Genomic DNA, 16,707 nt, shown 5'->3' with positions numbered 1-16,707 from the left:
TATATCTAAAGCTTATAATGTAAATAGGCTCAGGTATAAAAGTTCAGTACGCTAACGGTTTGAATTTCCCCTGCCGTGACCTTTTATTATGGAAACCAACTCCTCAACAATCATCTCCACTGCTTCAATCAGAGGGCTTATTTCATGCTCTGAAAAATCTCTAAAGTCCCTGTAGTCTGCATCCTGCCTGAGGTTAAATAACCTGGAATAAATTAGCCCGTATTCTTTGGGAATGATGGCAGTCTTGATTAACGCTTTGTTGAAGGCTGTCTTAACTCCATTATGAGTTCCTGCCTTGATATTATTTGCGATGAGGTAAGCTGATGCAACGTAAAAGCAGGCGTAATAAAGTCGGCTAACGGTTGTGTTCCAATGATTTTTTTCAGCAAGAATTTTAGCCTCATCGATAGATTCCATTGCCCGATCTATCCTATACTGGGCTAAAGCCTCTTTTGAATAGCTCATTATGCAGCTTTTGAAACGAATACCTCAATACCTTCCTCCTTCACATACTTATACAGCTCTGACGCTTGATATTTATGCCAGATATCTTCATTTTCAATGATGTAAGAAATGATCTGTTCTGCATCAAGCTCAATGTCGTATAAAAGCGCTCCTATCTTATTATAGATGGATGGGGAAACTTTTTGCCGGGTAATGATCAGGAAATCCCAGTCTGAGTCGGATTTATGATCCCCCCGCGCTCTTGAGCCAAAAAGGATCACTCTGGCTTCCGCATCTACCTCAGCTACTTTTGCTTTTACCCTTTCAGGTATTCCGTTAAATTCGGCCCTTTCCATAATCTCGCTCTTTTGGGAAAGTTAAGCATATAGCGGTAAAAAATCAATCCATCTGCCCTCTTTGTCCAAACTTAAAAATATATTGGGCTGCATCATATTCCTGTATAATATCTTTAGGGTAATACCCCATTGTAAAAGCACTCAACAAAACAAGCCATGGCCAACAACACACTCATCGTAGACGAACGCCAGAAAGACCTTGGAAACTTCATGGTCGGCCGGTTGCTGCCCTTCCGCAAGAAACGGCAGGTGGGGCCCTTTACGTTCATCGACCATATGGGGCCTGCCCGGATTGGCGATGGCATTTATGTGGATGTGGACCAGCATCCGCACACCGGGTTAAGTACCCTGACGTATTTGTTTGAAGGGGAAATTGAACATCGGGACAGCATAGGAAGCGTGCAGGTCATTAGGCCGGGAGATGTGGGGTTTATGACTTCAGGCAAGGGGGTGACGCATACCGAAAGGACCCCGCAGGATCGGAGGGACGGGAAGATGTCCACCCTGCACGGGTATCAAATCTGGGTAGCCTTGCCTAAAGCACAGGAAGAGATGGAGCCCCGGTTTGATTACTATCCAAGTAAGGATATTCCCTCCTGGACGCAGGGCCCGTTGCAAATTAAACTGGTGGCCGGCCAGGCTTTTGGCAAATCCGCTCCGCTACAGGGGTATTCTCCCTTTTTCATGGTGGATATTTTCACTGCCGAAGAAACGACGTTGGATTTAAGCGGGCAGCTCAAGGGAGAAGTCGCATTTGTTATCGTAAAAGGGGCAATCAGCAGTCAGGGGCAAAAGGTAGAGGCAGGCCAGATGCTGATCAGCAAAACGGATGAGGAATGTGAGATCTGTCTTGATGCCAACTCCCAAATTCTGCTTTTCGGAGGCGAGCCTTTGCCCGAAGAGCGGTTTTTAATGTGGAACTTCGTATCCCACAGCAAAGACCGCCTAAAAAGAGCCAAAGCGGAATGGATAGATAAGCAGTTCCCTAAGGTGCCGGGGGACAATACCTACATTCCCTTTCCTGATTTTATAAGGTGAAAATGGCCAACAACAAATGGATAGCAGACGAAACGCAAACAGCAAAGCTATGAGTGTAGGCTACGACAAGCACTACCAAACCGAAAACCTCTTCGGCGCCCCCTACCCCGAGCTGGTGGCTTTTTACGCCGGCCTTAGCCACCGCGGCAAGCTTTTGGATGTAGGCTGCGGGCAGGGAAGAGACGCTATTGCGCTGGCCCGCCTGGGGTATGAAGTGACCGGAATAGACCACTCTGCGGTTGGCATTGAGCAGATGAATAAAATTGCTTACCGCGAGCATCTGCCCTTAACTGGCATCGTTGGCGATATTTACGAATACACTGCTTTCGACCAATATGATTTCATCCTGCTGGACAGCCTGTTCCACTTTGGGAAAAAAGAAAGAGCCCGGGAGGTTGGTTTGCTGGAACGTATTTTGAAGACCGCAAAGCCGGGCGCCTACATTACAGTATGCATACAGGATGTAGGGAAAAAAGTAGAAATACTGAATGCATTGCTCTTCAGGTTCGAGGAAATTGATTTAGTGGACAAGACCAGTCTTGTTTACGAATTCAAGGATCAGGCTTCCAGTCACACCTCTACCACAAAGTACAAGATGCTCATAGTCCGAAAACAGACCTAACAGTTGGGTGCCAGAGCACAAGACAATATTTGCAGCCGCCCGCGATCAAAAACAGACTGTCGATGTTAACAACACATGGGCAATTTCTTTCTCTTTCTGATCCTCATATTGATCATCGGCGTACTGCCGCTGTCGGTTTATCTGTTGCGCAGCCTGCGCGAAAGCACCAACGGCACCGGCCCCCTCGATGAAGACCTGACCCGCACCGGCGAAGGCGCGGAAGCTATCGAATGGTGGGAAGCCCGCCGCAGCACCTTCAACCGAAGCCTGCTCGCCTCGGGCGCGGTGGTCCTGCTTGTCTACTATGCGCTCATGCGGTGGCGGGTAGCCGCCTTTACCGGAGAAGCCTTTCAGGTGCAGCCCCGGCAGGTCCTCTTCCTCATCGTGATTTACCTGATCTATATGGGCATTGCCAATCTGCTGTATAACATCGGCGTATTTGTGGAGCAGGCACAAAAACCTGCCACGCCTTCCGCTTACCGGCACCGTACCTTTCAACTCATTTACTGGGTGGCTATTGCAGCGCCTTTTGTCGTAGTTTTGTGGAAGGCGCTAAGCCCGGTTGCCCGGTAAGTTTTGCTATCTTTAGCCATTCGAACCAAATACGCACAACCCCATGGCAAAAATACTCGTCACCGGCGCCAACGGACAGGTAGGGCGCGAACTGCAGGTACTGGCCGCACAGCGCTCCGATATACAATTTATCTTCACCAACCGGACCTTACTGAACATTACCGATGGTGATGCGGTCGAAAAGTTCTTCAACGAGCAGCAGCCGGATTACTGTATCAATTGCGCAGCTTATACGGCCGTGGACAAAGCCGAAACGGAGACTGATTTGGCGAAAGCCGTTAATGTCACCGCCGTACAGCACCTGGCCACTCAATGCCATAAGCATGGTGCCCCCTTTATCCACTTCTCCACCGACTACGTCTACCACAACAGCCTCAACCGCCCGCTACGGGAAGACGACCCCACCGAGCCCAAAGGCGTCTACGCCCAAACCAAGCTGGACGGAGAAAAAGCAGCCCTGGAGGCCCACGACCACAGCATGATTGTGCGCACGTCCTGGGTGTACTCCACCTTCGGGCACAATTTTGTCAAAACGATGCTCCGCCTGGGCGGGGAGCGCGACCGGCTGACGGTGGTGTTTGACCAAATTGGCAGCCCGACCTACGCCCGCAGCCTCGCCGATGCTATGCTCAAGGTCATCCAACTGCACCGCATGGGTACGGTAAGCCAGGAAAAATGGCACGGCATCTACCACTACAGCAACGAAGGGGTTTGCAGCTGGTACGATTTTGCGAAAGCAGCGATTGACGCCAAAGGGCTAACCTGTGAGGTACTGCCTATAGAGACCAAAGATTTCCCTACGCCCGCGCAGCGCCCCCCCTTTAGCCTGCTCAACAAGGCCAAATTCAAATCGGCATTCGGGCTCGCCATCCCCCACTGGCAGGACGACCTGAAAGCCATGTTGGAGCGCCTGTAAAAAATGACTAGCTGACCACTCGACTTTAGAATTTTTGACTTAATTTCGTCCTTCTTTTCCAGCCCCGGTCAAAGTATTCATCGGATAACAAGAACGATCAAGATCAGACATGAGCTATATTATCAGTGGCATTCAGCAAATGGGGGTAGGCGTAAAAGATGCCGACGAGGCCTGGAAGTGGTACCGAAAATACTTTGGCACCGATGTACCCGTTTTCACGGAAAAGGCTGAAGCCGGGCTGATGCTCCCCTACACTGGTGGGCAGCCGCGCAGCCGCTATGCGATACTTGCTTTGAATATGCAGGGTGGTGGTGGGTTTGAAATCTGGCAGTATACCTCCCGTGAGCCTCAACCTTCTGCTTTTGATATTCAAATGGGGGACTACGGCATTTTCGCCGGGAAAATCAAGACGCCCAATGCACAAAAGACCTATGATTATTATCAGGCTAACGGTGTAATCTGTTTGTCCGGAGTGCACCGGGTTGGGCAGGGAGCCCTCAACTTCTTTGCCCAAGACCCCTACGGCAATGTCTTTCAGGTTGTGGAAGCTCAAGACTGGTTTCAGGACCGCAAGCAACTGACTGGCGGCATCTATGGTGCCATCATCGGCGTTTCCGACATTGATGCTGCGTTAAAGCTGTACCGTGATGTCCTGGGCTACGACGAGGTCATTTTTGATGAGGAAGGCACCTTCACCAGCCTCGGGAAAGTACCCGGCGGTCAGCATCCGGTCCGTCGGGTGTTACTGCGGCACAAAGCCGAGCGGGCCGGCGCTTTTGCTCCCCTGCTTGGTCGTAGCGAAATCGAACTGGTACAATTAAAAGGCGGGCGGGAGCCTCGTAAAATTTATGGCGAGCGCCTTTGGGGCGACCTCGGCTTCATCCACCTTTGTTTTGACGTACGGAACATGGATGAACTCAAAGCCAAGTGTACCGGGGCGGGCTTCCCCTTTACCGTAGACAGCAGCAACAGCTTCGATATGGGCGAGGCCGCAGGCCGTTTCAGTTATGTAGAAGACCCCGATGGCACCCTCATCGAATTTGTGGAAACCCATAAGGTGCCCATAATGAAAAAACTGGGCTGGTACCTTAACCTCAAAAAGCGTCAACCTTCCAAACCCCTGCCCCGCTGGATGATTAAGGCGATGGGGCTGTCAAGGGTAACGGAATAATCATGCAGCGAATCCCTTCTTTATACTACGCAGCAAGTGACTTAGGCGGTCGCGGAGTCTTCACAGCAGCCGAGGTGCCGGAAAGAGCCTTACTGGAAATATGCCCCGTTATTGTGATGCCCAGGGAGCACCTCAAACATCTCGACCAAACCGGGCTGTATGACTATTACTTTCTCTGGGGTGAGCAGGAGAATGCCTGCGCTATCGCGCTAGGGTATGGATCGCTCTACAATCACAGCTACACGCCCAATGCCGTATACCTGCCCGACTTTGACGAGCAGGCCCTCCACTTTATGACCTTACGCTCCCTGAAAGCCGGCGAAGAAATCACAGTCAACTACAATGGCCATCCTACCGATGAGGACGAAGTCTGGTTCATGGCCAGAAGACTGGAAAGCTAAGAGCTCCTATCGTCTGGTATCTCTGCTAAAAACTACGTAGCTTCCGCCTAACTTAATTTCGGGCTCCCCCCTCAACAAAGGCACAGAACCCTACTGTTGATGATGCAGTAGCAGTTCTTTTCAGAAAAATAACTATTTTTCGGTAATGGTAGCGGGCATGACCCACTGCCCAATTCATAAAACCCAGCCCCATGCCAGCTCAAAACGAAACACTCATTACTTTACTCCGGGATATTCACCAATCCTGTATTTCCAAGCTTCAAAACATCCAAAGCACTGATACAGAGGAGGGTACCCGTCTATCCGAAACACAGGCGCAAATCGCTCAACTGGAGAAAGACTTCAATAACGAAGCGCTTTGGGCACATGCGGTAGAGTACGACAACCATGAGCTTTTGCAGGCTATTGTTGCCGTTAAAATGGCGCCGGAAACGGAAACCGGTCACTTTCTGGACAAAGTGGAACACCTGCTTTTGTTTCTGAAAGACAACCTCCTTTCCAAACTACAGGCCTTTTCCAATCAGGCTGACACTTCCGTCTGGAACCAAAAAATGCTGGATGAACTCCTCAAAGTCAGGCGGGCACTGCGGCAAACAAAGAGCACCCTCACCGAAGCAGGGCATGACCTGGAAAGCGATGAAGAACTAATCATTCTCGAAGAATCCTTCACCCTCCTGCTTGCCGACTACCGCAAGCATTTGCGGGAAAACAGCGTACAGAGCAACGAAGACCATATCCGCTTGATGCAACTCCTCTCTGACCTGATAAAATCAGCCGGAACGGTTGCAGATTTCAAATCAGCCTACCAGACCCTGAATGATTTTGTGGAGCGCCAAATCCCTTCCAATGAAAAAGAGGACTCATGAGTAAGAACCTGTCTGGATTTCACACTTCGGCCAGCTCTGGTCAATTTTCGCCCCGCTCAGCGTTCCGCTCCGGCCTGCCAAAATCTCGTGCGGACTCCGGTGGCCAAAGCCCACAGCCAAAGCGGTACGGGCAGGCCGGTCGCGTAACTATGGCAATGCGCCCTCATCGAACCTTGATCAGAACAACACCTGCCGGCGTTCGCACCAAAAGCAAAACCCCAACAAGCGCTCGGTATCGACTTCTTACCACAGCACTATGCCTTTGTTTGGGTGCAGTCAGTTGCGGTCACGGCGCCGAACCCACCAGTACCAGTGAATCGGCTGGGGAGATCAGGGTCAGGGACAGCCTGGCTTTAATGGACAGCCTAAGGGCTCGTGTGGGTGGATGGGAAGCCCAGCTGCTTGAAGCCCTCACGGATTTCAAGATCACTTGCCGGGTTAAGGAGGACAGCCTGATGGAAGCGGGGCAGGCGATGCTCAACGACTCTGCATTCCTCCTCCTTCGCTCAGAAGTAAAGGCCCTGTCTGACAGCCTGCGGACCAGTTTGGTATTCGGCACGTCGACTTCTGACGAAGCACAACTTCAAACCCTGCAACTCATCAACAGCCTTACTGCCGAAAGCAAAACAGCGGAGGAAGTACAGCAGGCCCTTCTTCTATTTTGCGACTGGGCCCGTGTAAAAAAAGATTCAACCCCTATTATCCAATGACCAAGCGAAACACTATGCCTTACCTATTCCGAACCCTGGCCCTCTGCTTGCTTAGCGGGCTTTTTGCTACAGGCCTGCAGGGTCAAAGCCTGATTGAGGACGCCGCAAGGCTCGTGGAAGCCAAACGCCTGCTGGAGCAACCGGTAGACAGCCTCAACGCCGATTCCATCGCCCAGGCTTTTGCGAATACGATGGCCATCCTGCAGCAGTACGATGCCTCTGATATGCCCCAAAGTGAGACGGCAGCAGAACTGCTCAAGACCGCTGAGCACTACCAACACAATCAGGTGCTGGCAGAGTGGCTCCCCTTCAGACAGCTGAAGCAGTACGCAGAAGTACCGGACAGCCTGTCTATGGCCAGGTACAAAGCACAAAGAACCCGGTTGCAACGAGCGCCCAGAGAGCAAATGGCCCGCGCTTTAAAGAGCAATGAAGGCCAGACTATGGCTGACTACCTTTCAATTTCCAAAGCCCTGCAGCGGTACACCATTCCACCGGTAGAGAGCCGGCTGGCACTGAAGAGCGCTGCTAAAACCAGCAACCGAAACATCGATAACGGAATGGTGAACACCAGCGTACTGCTGGAGGGCGTGTTCCACTTTGTGCTCGAAAGGGCCCAACAGGAAGTCGCCACCAACTTCCTCGACCGCTTCCTGGAAAAGGAAGTCCCGCCCGTCAAACTCCTGTTCCCAACGGTGTTCAGCGAAGTCAGCAGTACCAGCTTCAGCTATTCCCAGTCTTTCCTGGACCGGGTGCGCAGTGCTTTCTATCAGGACTTACAGCTCTTGAGCGTCCGCCTGCCCATTATCCTGCTGGAAGACGAGCGGTTTGAAGCCTTGCAGACTGACCCCATTATGTACAACCTGCTGACCGTCTATACCATCATCGGGCTTTCGCAGAACGAGATACCTTTGGGCGACGTCATGAGTGTTACCCACCGCAACCTTTTCAGCAATTACGAAGAAAATGGGAAAAAACTCAACTTCACCCTTGCCGATACCATGAAGCAGGGCTCCGGTTTCGACAAGCTGCACGCTAAAACGAAAACCGTCACCAATCTGCTGAGCACAATCTACCTGGGCCTGAATGAGGCGGAGAACATTCTGGAAGACAGCCTGCAAGCCATTGAAAACCGAAGGCGGTCCAGTACAGACAGTACAACCGTTCAGGGAGCAACCCCCCATTTCTCTTACCTCTTTAAGCCGGCATACAACCTGGGCACATTGATGAGCGACGAGGCCGAGGGCTACCGGCTGAACTTCCTGCCCTATCTGTTGCAGGGGCGCCTCGACAGCGCTTACCTCATGGGTATCCGGAGTGTGCCCACATACGACCGCTACTTTGCGGAGGAGCCCACCGAACGCATGCTCATTGCTGCCGGTTTGGAAATTGCCCGCCGGCTGGACGGCGCATGGTACGAAGACCAAACCCTGGCCGATCTCCTGGACAACTGGGTGGCTGACCTGACCCTCTACCATCGCAGGCTCAATGAGTGGAAATACAAAGTGCTGCCCAAAGAACTTGACGCCCGGGTCTACCAGAACCTCGAACTCAAGCGGCAGACCCTCTTTATTGCCGTAGAGAACACCAAAGCCTATTGGGGTAACCGGGACAGCCTGAGCTATCAGCAAGGGCTGGCTTTCCAGGTCCTCGGCAATATGCTCAGTGAGCCCTACGATATCAACAGCCCGGCGGTGCGCATTGAGCTGCTGTCGCGCAAGGTCACCCGTCAGGGGCTTATCCGCGAGTGGCAGGAAGAACTGCAGTCCATCGAAGAGCGGCTCTTCTCACTCAACGAAAGGATCATGGGCGAGGATGCCGAACTGCCCCCTCAGCACCCGATCAGTATCTACCTGCTCGGGCAACAGCCCGCACACCCCTACTCCGGGCTCGTCTTCAAGGTGCAGCAGCTCAAAAATGAGTTGAGCAATTTAAAAACCGAACTCCGCAACGTCGATACCTCCTACGCAGCTGTACCCTACCAACTGCAGCGCAATGCAGAGCCTATGCTCTTTCTGACCGAGTCGGTGTCTCAACTGACTTACTGCCTGCGCTCTTCAGACCCGGTTCGGATGTGGATAGAACGCCCGGTGCTGGACAGTGCACTGAATGACTCTGACCTCCGGCCGGCCTTCCTCGGGCTACTATACCAACGTATGCGGCAGGTCAAGCAGATCCGCGACATTTCACCGGACGGGCTGGCACAGCTGGTGCAGCTGACCGTAGCGGACCTGCCTGCCCTCACTTCGCCAGATACGCTGACGATTGAGCAGGACACCTTGCTGTTTTACCGCAAAGCCGCTTTTGTGGTCAATACCCTCAACCGAATTCTCGAACTCCCGCTGATGGTTGACCCCAACAACAACGGGCAGCTGCTGCCATTGGTAGAGAGCAACCCCAGGCTCAAGCCGGTACCTGAGATTTCCCAAAAACTCCTTGATATGGTGTACCACCTCAACCGCCGCGACCATCGGCAGGCGATGGGGGCAACGCTGGGCCTGTTTACCAGTCTGGCGCCGGTATTTCAGGGCGACCCATCGGGGCAGAAGGAATTGAGCGAATTTCTGAGCTTCCTCACTGAGTACGGCTACTTCATTGCCGGGCTCGTTGATGCCCAATCTACCAATGAAGTCCAAAGCCTGATGGAGGGTATTGCTGACCCGCCGGGCAGTTCTCGCCTCAAACGGAAAAAGGACGTAACCGTAGCCCTGAATGCCTACCTCGGTGCCTCCACCGGGCAGGAAACCTGGGAACAAAACAGCAGCAATACAGAAGAGACCTTCATCAATGTCATGCCAACCATGCCCATTGGGTTTTCCATTAGCCGGAGGTTGGGCAAACGCCACATCGAGATCAACGAGACGACCCTTCAGACCAAGCAGCTGGACGGGCACTCGATTTCCCTCTTCCTGAGCCTGATTGACCTGGGCAGCTTTTTTACTTATGTGCCGGGCGACACCCAGTTTGGAGAAACGGACCTGACCTTCAAAAACGTCTTCAGGCCAGGGCTGCAACTGCACTATAATTTCAAGAACTCTCCCTTCTACACGGGGGTTGGCGCTCAATACGGGCCCCAATACCGGGAACTGCAGGGCGAGCAGATCACCCTGCAGTCGACCCGCTTTTTCCTGAGTTTCGGCGTGGATGTCCCTTTGAAAACCTTGTTTGTCCGGTAAGATTGTTAAACCCAGGTCAAACAAGCAGAAGACATAGCATTTTTCCCATTGGCTTCGTACCTTTAGAACGATGCTACCACACCAACTCACCTGGACATACGCCAGCGATACCGGGCAACGGTATACGGTCGGGCTTTTCCATAGCATTCGGGAAGGGCATCTCATGGTGTACTGCAATCAAAAGGTGGTATTGATTGACTTTAAAGTCTTTGACACCCGCTCTTATCCCCTTTTTCTGGATGATGAGCTGTTTCATATTGATATTGAGCGTAAGAACGGGAAGTTCTTCTACGGCTTCCGTATGGACAAGGAAGTGGATACGCCCCGCAACAAAGCCCGCCGCCTTCTGGAGCAGAAGCACTGGAAGCAAACGCTGGTTTTTGTACTGCTGCTGGCACTTGCCGTAACGGCGGTCACCATCGTGGGGCGTAGCCTGAAAGAAGAGACAACCGATCCGGAGGCACGCGCCGAGCTGATCCGCTATCATGGCAAACCAACAGAATGCCGGGTCGAAGGCATTTATCAGCATGATGACCAAACCACCGTCCGCTACAGCTTCAAAATCAACGATAAGTCTTACAGTGGCCGGGAGGTACTGCCTCCGCTGGCCCAACCGATCCTGCCCAGCGGGCTGCCACTCCGGGAAGGCGATCAGTTTGCGGCCCGCTACGTGGGCGACCGGCCCGGCTGGAATGCGATACAGTTCGACCACCCCACAACGGAACAGATCAAAAGTTACCGGCAGCTTGCGCTGGAACAACAGGCGCAGCAACACCCGGAACAGTCCCTGCCTTTCATCGAGTGCCTACTTGATATTGCCTATGCACAAAACGGGTTGTCCGGATATGCTGCTTTCATTTTTCAGACCGCTACGGCCACCGAAAACCCTTTCGCCAATGAGCTGACCTACAAGCGGCTGGTACGTTCTCTCGATTTTCAGAATGCCCGGCAGCGGCAATGCTTGTAAAACCGGCCGGGTTCACCTATTTTCGCAAAAATGATCAGTTTGGACCCAATCATTCCACATATCGAAAGCCTTATTTTTGTTTCGGATGAGCCCATCACGCTGAAGGAAATCCGCGACTGCCTGGAAGCGGTGCTGGAGGCTACCTTTACGGACGAGGCGCTGATGGAAAACATCACCGCCCTTCAGGAACGGTACGCGCAGGACCACTACGGCTTTGAGCTTGCCCTGATTGCAGGGGGCTATCAGTTCCTGACCAAGCCCGCCTACCACAATACGGTGGGTACTTTTTTGCGGCAGACCACCCGGAAGCGCCTGTCCAGAGCAGCCTTGGAAACGTTGTCCATCATAGCCTACCGGCAGCCGATCACCAAATCGACGATGGAAAAAATCCGTGGGGTCAGTTGCGATTACTCCGTACAAAAACTATTGGAAAAGGAGCTTGTTGAAATTACAGGGCGTGATGAAGGGCCCGGCCGGCCATTGCTCTACGGCACAAGTTCCAAATTCATGGACTACTTCGGCCTGAAAAGCCTGGAGGACCTGCCTAAGCCCAAAGAGTTTAAAGAAGCCGATTTCGAAATTGGCGAAAAAGCGCCCATTGAAGAAGACATCGCCGAAGGCGACAACCTGAATGAAGAGGAATAGCAACATGAGTACAACCAACCCACCACTCGTTAATAAAGTAGCCAGCAGCGGCCTGATCACCCTAAAGCTGGAAACATTCTGGCCAGACGCTGAGCTGGCTGAAATGGACATTAAGGACTACCTGTTTAAGGAACTGCTGCTCAAGGAAAAGGACTTCCGGGAAGCTATGCAGGCCCACGACTGGGCGCAGTACGAAGGCAAGGTATTGCTGGTCGACTGCTCCACGGATGCCATCATCCCCATGTGGGCGTACATGCTCATTTCGGCCCATGCCGCCCCTCATGCAAAGGATGTTTTCCAGGGTACCGCTGAAGACTATTACCGCACTTACTTCACCCAAAAACTGAGCAGCCTGGATATGGCGCCTTATCAGGATCAGCGGGTTATCCTCAAAGGTTGCACCGACGGTAAGGCGATCCCGCCACAGGCTTACCTGGAGCTGACCAAGCGCCTGCGGCCCGTTGCCAAAAGCATTATGTTTGGAGAGCCCTGTTCCACGGTGCCCATCTATAAGCAGCCCCGTAAATAATAAGCCGGTTGTAAAAATCAAAGGAAAGGTGTATCTTATCTAATTATTCCTTTTGCTGAAAACGTGTTACCCATGAACAGTCGCCATCTGCAGTATCTCAATATTGCTTTAGCTGCCTTTTTAGGCATCGCTATCTTTACCTCATCTGATAAGCCGGAAGATGAAAGCCGGGCCTACCGGCCGGATACGGACATTCCACAGGTTGTAAAGCCCGTAGACCTGGACCGCGAATTTGACTTTGCGGGCGAACTCCTCCCTATGGACAATTTCGACGTGCGGGAGCGCCTCGACCGGGAGCTGCTCGTCAATACCTACTGGCACAGTAGTACCCTGCTGAACCTGAAGAGCACCTACAAGTTCTTCCCTATGATTGAAAGAAAGCTGGCTGAAGCAGGCATCCCCGAAGACTTCAAATACCTCGCTGTAGCGGAAAGCAGCCTGCGCAATGCGGTATCTCCGGCGGGCGCCCGCGGCCTTTGGCAAATCATGAGCGCTACGGGCCGGGAGCATGGCCTGGAGGTCAACAACGAAGTGGACGAGCGCTATCATTACGAAAAAGCCACCGAAGCGGCCTGCAAAGTACTGAAACAATACTACCGGAGCTTCGGTAGCTGGACTACAGCCGCCGCTGCCTACAACGCTGGTTATGGCAATATCAAAGATGAGATTGAAACCCAACGGGCAAAAACTTACTACGACCTTAACCTCAATTCAGAAACCGGCCGCTACATCTTCCGCCTCGTTGCTATCAAAGAAATCCTGAGCCGCCCCGCCGACTTTGGTTTCTATCTGGAAGCCGAAGACGGGTACCCGCCACTCGACAATTATGAGCTTATTATTGTAAACGAGACCATCAACAACCTTGGTGATTTTGCCCTGGAAAACGGTACTACCTACCGCATGCTCAAGGTGTATAACCCCTGGCTACTCGACTCCCGGCTAACGGTACGCCCCGGGCAGGAATATGAGATCCGGGTGCCTAAATAAGAGCTATAGGTCAATCTTGTAGACAGTGGTATGCCCCAGCCCAAAAATCCCGTACCCATTCTCAATATTGCTGTGGACCGTCACCGGCTCTGCGAAGGGGTTGCCGTCTGCTTCCCAATATTGCCCCAGAGAGCGGAAGTACAGAAAGGCATCCCGCGACAAGCTGGTGACCCGAATCCGCAACTTGCTCCCGGACATGAGCCCGATTGGCAGATCCTCCCAGGTATAGGTAGCAAAGCGGTAAGTACTGCCGTTAAAGGCGCCATCTGAACAAATCAATGCCCCCCTCCGGTCTACTTCAGCGTAGGAAAGGATAGGGTCATTGGATTCCAGCCAGACGGTGTAATAACCAGCAATGGTGTCGTTGTTTTCATCTACATACTGGTATTCCACCTCGCCCTGCAGTGCGTAGTAATGCTCACCCGGCTCATCTTGTATTTCAATGACAATCTCATCCAGTCGCTCTCCGCTCTCGCTGAGCGCTCCCTCTTCATCAACTATGACATCCAAAACAATTGGTGCCTTGGGCATTAGCTGCTGCGCCCTGACCGCTGGATAATCCGCTTGCTGTATATCAAGGGTGTACACTTCATCTCCCGCAGCCCAATCCGGACTTAGCACCGTATAATGCCGGCCATCATCTGGCGTATAGGAAAAAGTTACACCATCTACATTCGGGCCAGAAAACTGGATTTCAGCATCCGGAAAGACCGAGAACTCCTCTTTCGAAAGGACACTACGGCTGTTGGAGACCAGAACACCAAAGGCATCACTTTCGCTAAAGGCCAGGGCATGCACAGCCAGGCGCGGCTCATGCTCCGGCAGTTCGATATCAACAATTTGAGTGAAGGCATCTTCCCCGCAGGAGGAGAAGCTGATTGCCGTCAACAGACCGATTGCAAAAAATAGGCTATAGCGCATGGTTCTAGAATTTGAATTGGTAAGAAATAGATGGAATAATGGGCAATATGCTCACTTCCCGGAACACCGGCTGCTCCTCGAAGCTACCGTCCGGCTGCTGTACCAGGTCCCGATCAGCGAGAATAAAGTAGGGGTTGCGATGGAAGTAGGCATTGTACACTCCAAATACCCAGGTCCGAACGTGACGCTTCATCTGTTTCGTCATGCGTAAGCTAAGGTCCAGGCGGTGGTAGTCGGTCATGCGGAAGGCATTGCGCTCGCCCCCACTCTGAATGGTGGAAAACCCACTGAAAAAATCAGACCCAAAGTAGTTGATCGGGTACTCAAAAGTATTGAGTGTAACGGCATTACCGGTGCCATAAACCCATGCTCCGGACAGGGAGATGCGTTCATTAAAATCGTGGTTGACCACCAGAGAGAGGTCATGCCGCCGGTCGTAGCGGAAGGGGTAGCGCCGCCCGCCGTTGATTTCATCAAACTGCCGGTAGTTCCAGCTCAGCGTATAGCCCAGCCAGCCGGTGGTACGCCCAAACTTTTTCTGCACGAAGAGCTCCGCGCCGTAGCTTTCGCCTTCGCCCTGCGTGACTTTGTCCTGCCAGTCGTTTTCCAGCCCAAACAGGAAACTGGCCCCCTCTTTGTAGGAAATGACGTTGTGCATTTTTTTGTAATACCCCTCCAGGCTGACTTCTATCCCATCGCCAAAGGTCTTGGCTGCGCCCGCTGCCACCTGCCAGCTTTGCTGCGGCTTGATGCGCTCCGTGCTCGGTACCCACAAGTCGGTGGGCAAACTGAAGGACTCGCTCGTCAGCAGGTTGATAAACTGTGCCATGGTGGCGAAAGAGGCTTTCAGGGCCACATCTTTGGGCAACAGGTAATTGAGGCCGATACGCGGCTGCAGTGAAGTGTAGAACTCATCGCCTACCTTAAAGCCCGAGCCGTGCAGGCCTACGTTGGCTTTGAGCTTGCCCAGCTGCATATCATCTTCCACGTAGATAAACAGCTCATCGGAAAACTCATTCTGTGAGCCGATAAGCGTATCAAAACGCTCCTGATCAAAAGCTACATCAAGGCTTAGCGCGCCCGGGCGATAGGTGTGGTTAGTCACACCACCTCCAAAGCGGACGTAATGCCCCGGTGCAGGCAGGTAATCGAAGTCAATCCGGCCCGCCCAATCTTCTATCCCGGAAAAATAGTTGGCAGAAAAGCTCTCTTCTGTACCATCCTCATAACGGCTGCTCTGTTCCGCAATCACATCAATCTGAAATCGGCTGTAAGTCAAAGTGGTATTGGCAAAGAGCTTGTTACTGATCTGCCAGTTCCAGCGTAGCGCAGAAATGCTGTTGCCCCAGTCAATGCCGCCACCAAAGCTGTCCTCGTCATCAGACACGTCCGTAAAAAATACATCTGCCCCAAGGTAAGCACTAAGGTACAGGCGGTGCTTGTCATTGAATTTGTGCTGTAATTTGGCGTTAAAGTCATAGAAATGCAGCTTGATTTTGACGTCCTCCTCAGACTGCTGATTGGCCAAAGCCACAATAGGCCGAAACAGCAAATCGGCGTACGTCCGCCGGCCGGAGACGAGAATGGAGGTTTTGTCTTTTTTGATGGGGCCTTCCAGAGTCAGCCGGGAACTGATCATCCCAATAGCGCCCTCCCCATGCCATTCCTGCAGGTTGCCTTCCTTCATGTTGATTTCCAGGATGGAAGACAGGCGCCCACCGTAGCGCGCCGGGAAGCCGCCTTTGGTCAGGGTGACGTTCTTGACGGCATCGGCGTTGAAAACCGAGAAGATGCCCAACAGGTGAGAGGTGTTGTATATAGGCACACCATCGAGCAGTACCAGGTTTTGATCAGGGCTGCCACCGCGCACGTAGAGCCCGGTCTGCCCTTCCCCACCCGATTGTACGCCGGGCAGCAATTGCAGGGTCTTGAGGATATCGGTTTCACCGAGCAGTACCGGGGCCATTTTAATCTGCTCCACCGGCACCGTCACCTGGCTCATTTGGCTGCGCTCTTCGATTTTTTCACCCTGACGGGAGGCCCTTACCACTACTTCTTCCAGCTGTACGGCCCCGCCCAAATCAATATTCAGCGTGGTGTCCTGCTGCAGCAAAAAGGTGTAGGCGGCTGGCTCATACCCAATGTAAGAAAAGTTGAGGCCTACAGAATCTGCCGGCAGCGTCAGGCTGTAGAAACCATAGACATTAGTGACGGTCCCCTGATCGGAATAGTAGTCGTAAATATTAGCGCTGATGAGGGGCTCACCGGAGGTGGCGTCGCGCAAATAACCACTGATGGTGTGCTTTTGGGCAAAGGACAGTAGCGGCAGGGCTAAAAGCCCCAGCAAAAATTGGAGTCGTTTCATTTCAGTCGGGTGTATGGTGC

The 16,707-nt window shown here is 52.6% G+C and carries 17 protein-coding genes; 13 read left to right on the top strand and 4 right to left on the bottom strand.

What is annotated here, in order from left to right; genetic code table 11:
• Positions 1–51: 51 nt before the first annotated feature.
• Positions 52–465: a HEPN domain-containing protein gene (locus RIC19_RS02175; RefSeq protein ID WP_350176369.1), complete on the bottom strand. Its 414-nt coding sequence runs from the start codon at positions 463–465 to the stop codon at positions 52–54.
• A complete protein-coding gene (locus RIC19_RS02170; protein ID WP_350176367.1) occupies positions 465–800 on the bottom strand; it encodes a nucleotidyltransferase domain-containing protein in 336 nt (111 codons plus the stop codon). The genes RIC19_RS02175 and RIC19_RS02170 overlap by 1 nt, the downstream gene beginning before the upstream one ends.
• A 156-nt stretch (positions 801–956) precedes the next feature.
• Here RIC19_RS02170 and RIC19_RS02165 point away from each other — a divergent pair, with 156 nt between their 5' ends.
• The 13 genes from RIC19_RS02165 (at position 957) to RIC19_RS02105 (ending at position 13,401) form a co-directional block, all read left to right on the top strand.
• A complete protein-coding gene (locus RIC19_RS02165) occupies positions 957–1,838 on the top strand; it encodes a pirin family protein (protein WP_350176365.1) in 882 nt (293 codons plus the stop codon).
• 49 nt (positions 1,839–1,887) lie between these two features.
• Positions 1,888–2,460 (top strand): class I SAM-dependent methyltransferase, encoded by a 573-nt coding sequence (locus tag RIC19_RS02160; RefSeq protein ID WP_350176363.1) that lies wholly within the window; start codon positions 1,888–1,890, stop codon positions 2,458–2,460.
• Between the two features lie 75 nt (positions 2,461–2,535).
• Positions 2,536–3,033, top strand: a complete 498-nt coding sequence (locus RIC19_RS02155) for a hypothetical protein (protein ID WP_350176361.1) — start codon at positions 2,536–2,538, stop codon at positions 3,031–3,033.
• Positions 3,034–3,076: 43 nt separating this feature from the next.
• Positions 3,077–3,949, top strand: coding sequence for a dTDP-4-dehydrorhamnose reductase (rfbD, locus tag RIC19_RS02150; protein WP_350176359.1), 873 nt, complete (start codon positions 3,077–3,079; stop codon positions 3,947–3,949).
• A gap of 109 nt (positions 3,950–4,058) precedes the next feature.
• Positions 4,059–5,120, top strand: coding sequence for a VOC family protein (locus tag RIC19_RS02145; RefSeq protein WP_350176357.1), 1,062 nt, complete (start codon positions 4,059–4,061; stop codon positions 5,118–5,120).
• 2 nt (positions 5,121–5,122) lie between these two features.
• Complete coding sequence (locus RIC19_RS02140; RefSeq protein WP_350176355.1) at positions 5,123–5,521, top strand: SET domain-containing protein; 399 nt, start codon at positions 5,123–5,125, stop codon at positions 5,519–5,521.
• A gap of 191 nt (positions 5,522–5,712) precedes the next feature.
• A complete protein-coding gene (locus tag RIC19_RS02135; protein WP_350176353.1) occupies positions 5,713–6,387 on the top strand; it encodes a hypothetical protein in 675 nt (224 codons plus the stop codon).
• A 356-nt stretch (positions 6,388–6,743) separates the two neighbouring features.
• A complete protein-coding gene (locus RIC19_RS02130; RefSeq protein WP_350176351.1) occupies positions 6,744–7,097 on the top strand; it encodes a hypothetical protein in 354 nt (117 codons plus the stop codon).
• Positions 7,094–10,273, top strand: a complete 3,180-nt coding sequence (locus RIC19_RS02125) for a hypothetical protein (RefSeq protein WP_350176349.1) — start codon at positions 7,094–7,096, stop codon at positions 10,271–10,273. The genes RIC19_RS02130 and RIC19_RS02125 overlap by 4 nt, the downstream gene beginning before the upstream one ends.
• A gap of 70 nt (positions 10,274–10,343) precedes the next feature.
• Positions 10,344–11,240, top strand: a complete 897-nt coding sequence (locus RIC19_RS02120) for a hypothetical protein (protein ID WP_350176347.1) — start codon at positions 10,344–10,346, stop codon at positions 11,238–11,240.
• 39 nt (positions 11,241–11,279) lie between these two features.
• Entirely contained in the window at positions 11,280–11,885 is a 606-nt protein-coding gene (gene scpB / locus RIC19_RS02115; RefSeq protein WP_350176345.1) for an SMC-Scp complex subunit ScpB, read from the top strand.
• A 4-nt stretch (positions 11,886–11,889) separates the two neighbouring features.
• Entirely contained in the window at positions 11,890–12,414 is a 525-nt protein-coding gene (locus RIC19_RS02110) for a DUF2480 family protein (RefSeq protein ID WP_350176343.1), read from the top strand.
• A gap of 72 nt (positions 12,415–12,486) precedes the next feature.
• Positions 12,487–13,401: a transglycosylase SLT domain-containing protein gene (locus RIC19_RS02105; protein ID WP_350176341.1), complete on the top strand. Its 915-nt coding sequence runs from the start codon at positions 12,487–12,489 to the stop codon at positions 13,399–13,401.
• Positions 13,402–13,404: 3 nt separating this feature from the next.
• On the opposite strand, the gene RIC19_RS02100 is transcribed toward RIC19_RS02105, so the two are convergent.
• Complete coding sequence (locus RIC19_RS02100; protein WP_350176339.1) at positions 13,405–14,322, bottom strand: DUF4249 domain-containing protein; 918 nt, start codon at positions 14,320–14,322, stop codon at positions 13,405–13,407.
• A 4-nt stretch (positions 14,323–14,326) separates the two neighbouring features.
• Positions 14,327–16,687, bottom strand: a complete 2,361-nt coding sequence (locus tag RIC19_RS02095) for a TonB-dependent receptor (protein ID WP_350176337.1) — start codon at positions 16,685–16,687, stop codon at positions 14,327–14,329.
• Between the last annotated feature and the right edge of the window lie 20 nt (positions 16,688–16,707).

It is taken from the genome of Phaeodactylibacter sp. (genome assembly GCF_040219495.1).
GTDB lineage: Bacteria > Bacteroidota > Bacteroidia > Chitinophagales > Saprospiraceae > Phaeodactylibacter.
This window is presented reverse-complemented; position numbering and strand designations above follow the sequence as displayed.

What these genes read in the sequence shown, in the direction of transcription:
- RIC19_RS02175 (WP_350176369.1), bottom strand. Translation starts at nt 465, where the DNA reads ATGAGCTATTCAAAAGAGGCTTTAGCCCAGTATAGGATAGATCGGGCA.
- RIC19_RS02170 (WP_350176367.1), bottom strand. Translation starts at nt 800, where the DNA reads ATGGAAAGGGCCGAATTTAACGGAATACCTGAAAGGGTAAAAGCAAAA.
- RIC19_RS02165 (WP_350176365.1), top strand. Translation starts at nt 957, where the DNA reads ATGGCCAACAACACACTCATCGTAGACGAACGCCAGAAAGACCTTGGA.
- RIC19_RS02160 (WP_350176363.1), top strand. Translation starts at nt 1,888, where the DNA reads ATGAGTGTAGGCTACGACAAGCACTACCAAACCGAAAACCTCTTCGGC.
- RIC19_RS02155 (WP_350176361.1), top strand. Translation starts at nt 2,536, where the DNA reads ATGGGCAATTTCTTTCTCTTTCTGATCCTCATATTGATCATCGGCGTA.
- rfbD (WP_350176359.1), top strand. Translation starts at nt 3,077, where the DNA reads ATGGCAAAAATACTCGTCACCGGCGCCAACGGACAGGTAGGGCGCGAA.
- RIC19_RS02145 (WP_350176357.1), top strand. Translation starts at nt 4,059, where the DNA reads ATGAGCTATATTATCAGTGGCATTCAGCAAATGGGGGTAGGCGTAAAA.
- RIC19_RS02140 (WP_350176355.1), top strand. Translation starts at nt 5,123, where the DNA reads ATGCAGCGAATCCCTTCTTTATACTACGCAGCAAGTGACTTAGGCGGT.
- RIC19_RS02135 (WP_350176353.1), top strand. Translation starts at nt 5,713, where the DNA reads ATGCCAGCTCAAAACGAAACACTCATTACTTTACTCCGGGATATTCAC.
- RIC19_RS02130 (WP_350176351.1), top strand. Translation starts at nt 6,744, where the DNA reads ATGGACAGCCTAAGGGCTCGTGTGGGTGGATGGGAAGCCCAGCTGCTT.
- RIC19_RS02125 (WP_350176349.1), top strand. Translation starts at nt 7,094, where the DNA reads ATGACCAAGCGAAACACTATGCCTTACCTATTCCGAACCCTGGCCCTC.
- RIC19_RS02120 (WP_350176347.1), top strand. Translation starts at nt 10,344, where the DNA reads ATGCTACCACACCAACTCACCTGGACATACGCCAGCGATACCGGGCAA.
- RIC19_RS02110 (WP_350176343.1), top strand. Translation starts at nt 11,890, where the DNA reads ATGAGTACAACCAACCCACCACTCGTTAATAAAGTAGCCAGCAGCGGC.
- RIC19_RS02105 (WP_350176341.1), top strand. Translation starts at nt 12,487, where the DNA reads ATGAACAGTCGCCATCTGCAGTATCTCAATATTGCTTTAGCTGCCTTT.
- RIC19_RS02100 (WP_350176339.1), bottom strand. Translation starts at nt 14,322, where the DNA reads ATGCGCTATAGCCTATTTTTTGCAATCGGTCTGTTGACGGCAATCAGC.
- RIC19_RS02095 (WP_350176337.1), bottom strand. Translation starts at nt 16,687, where the DNA reads ATGAAACGACTCCAATTTTTGCTGGGGCTTTTAGCCCTGCCGCTACTG.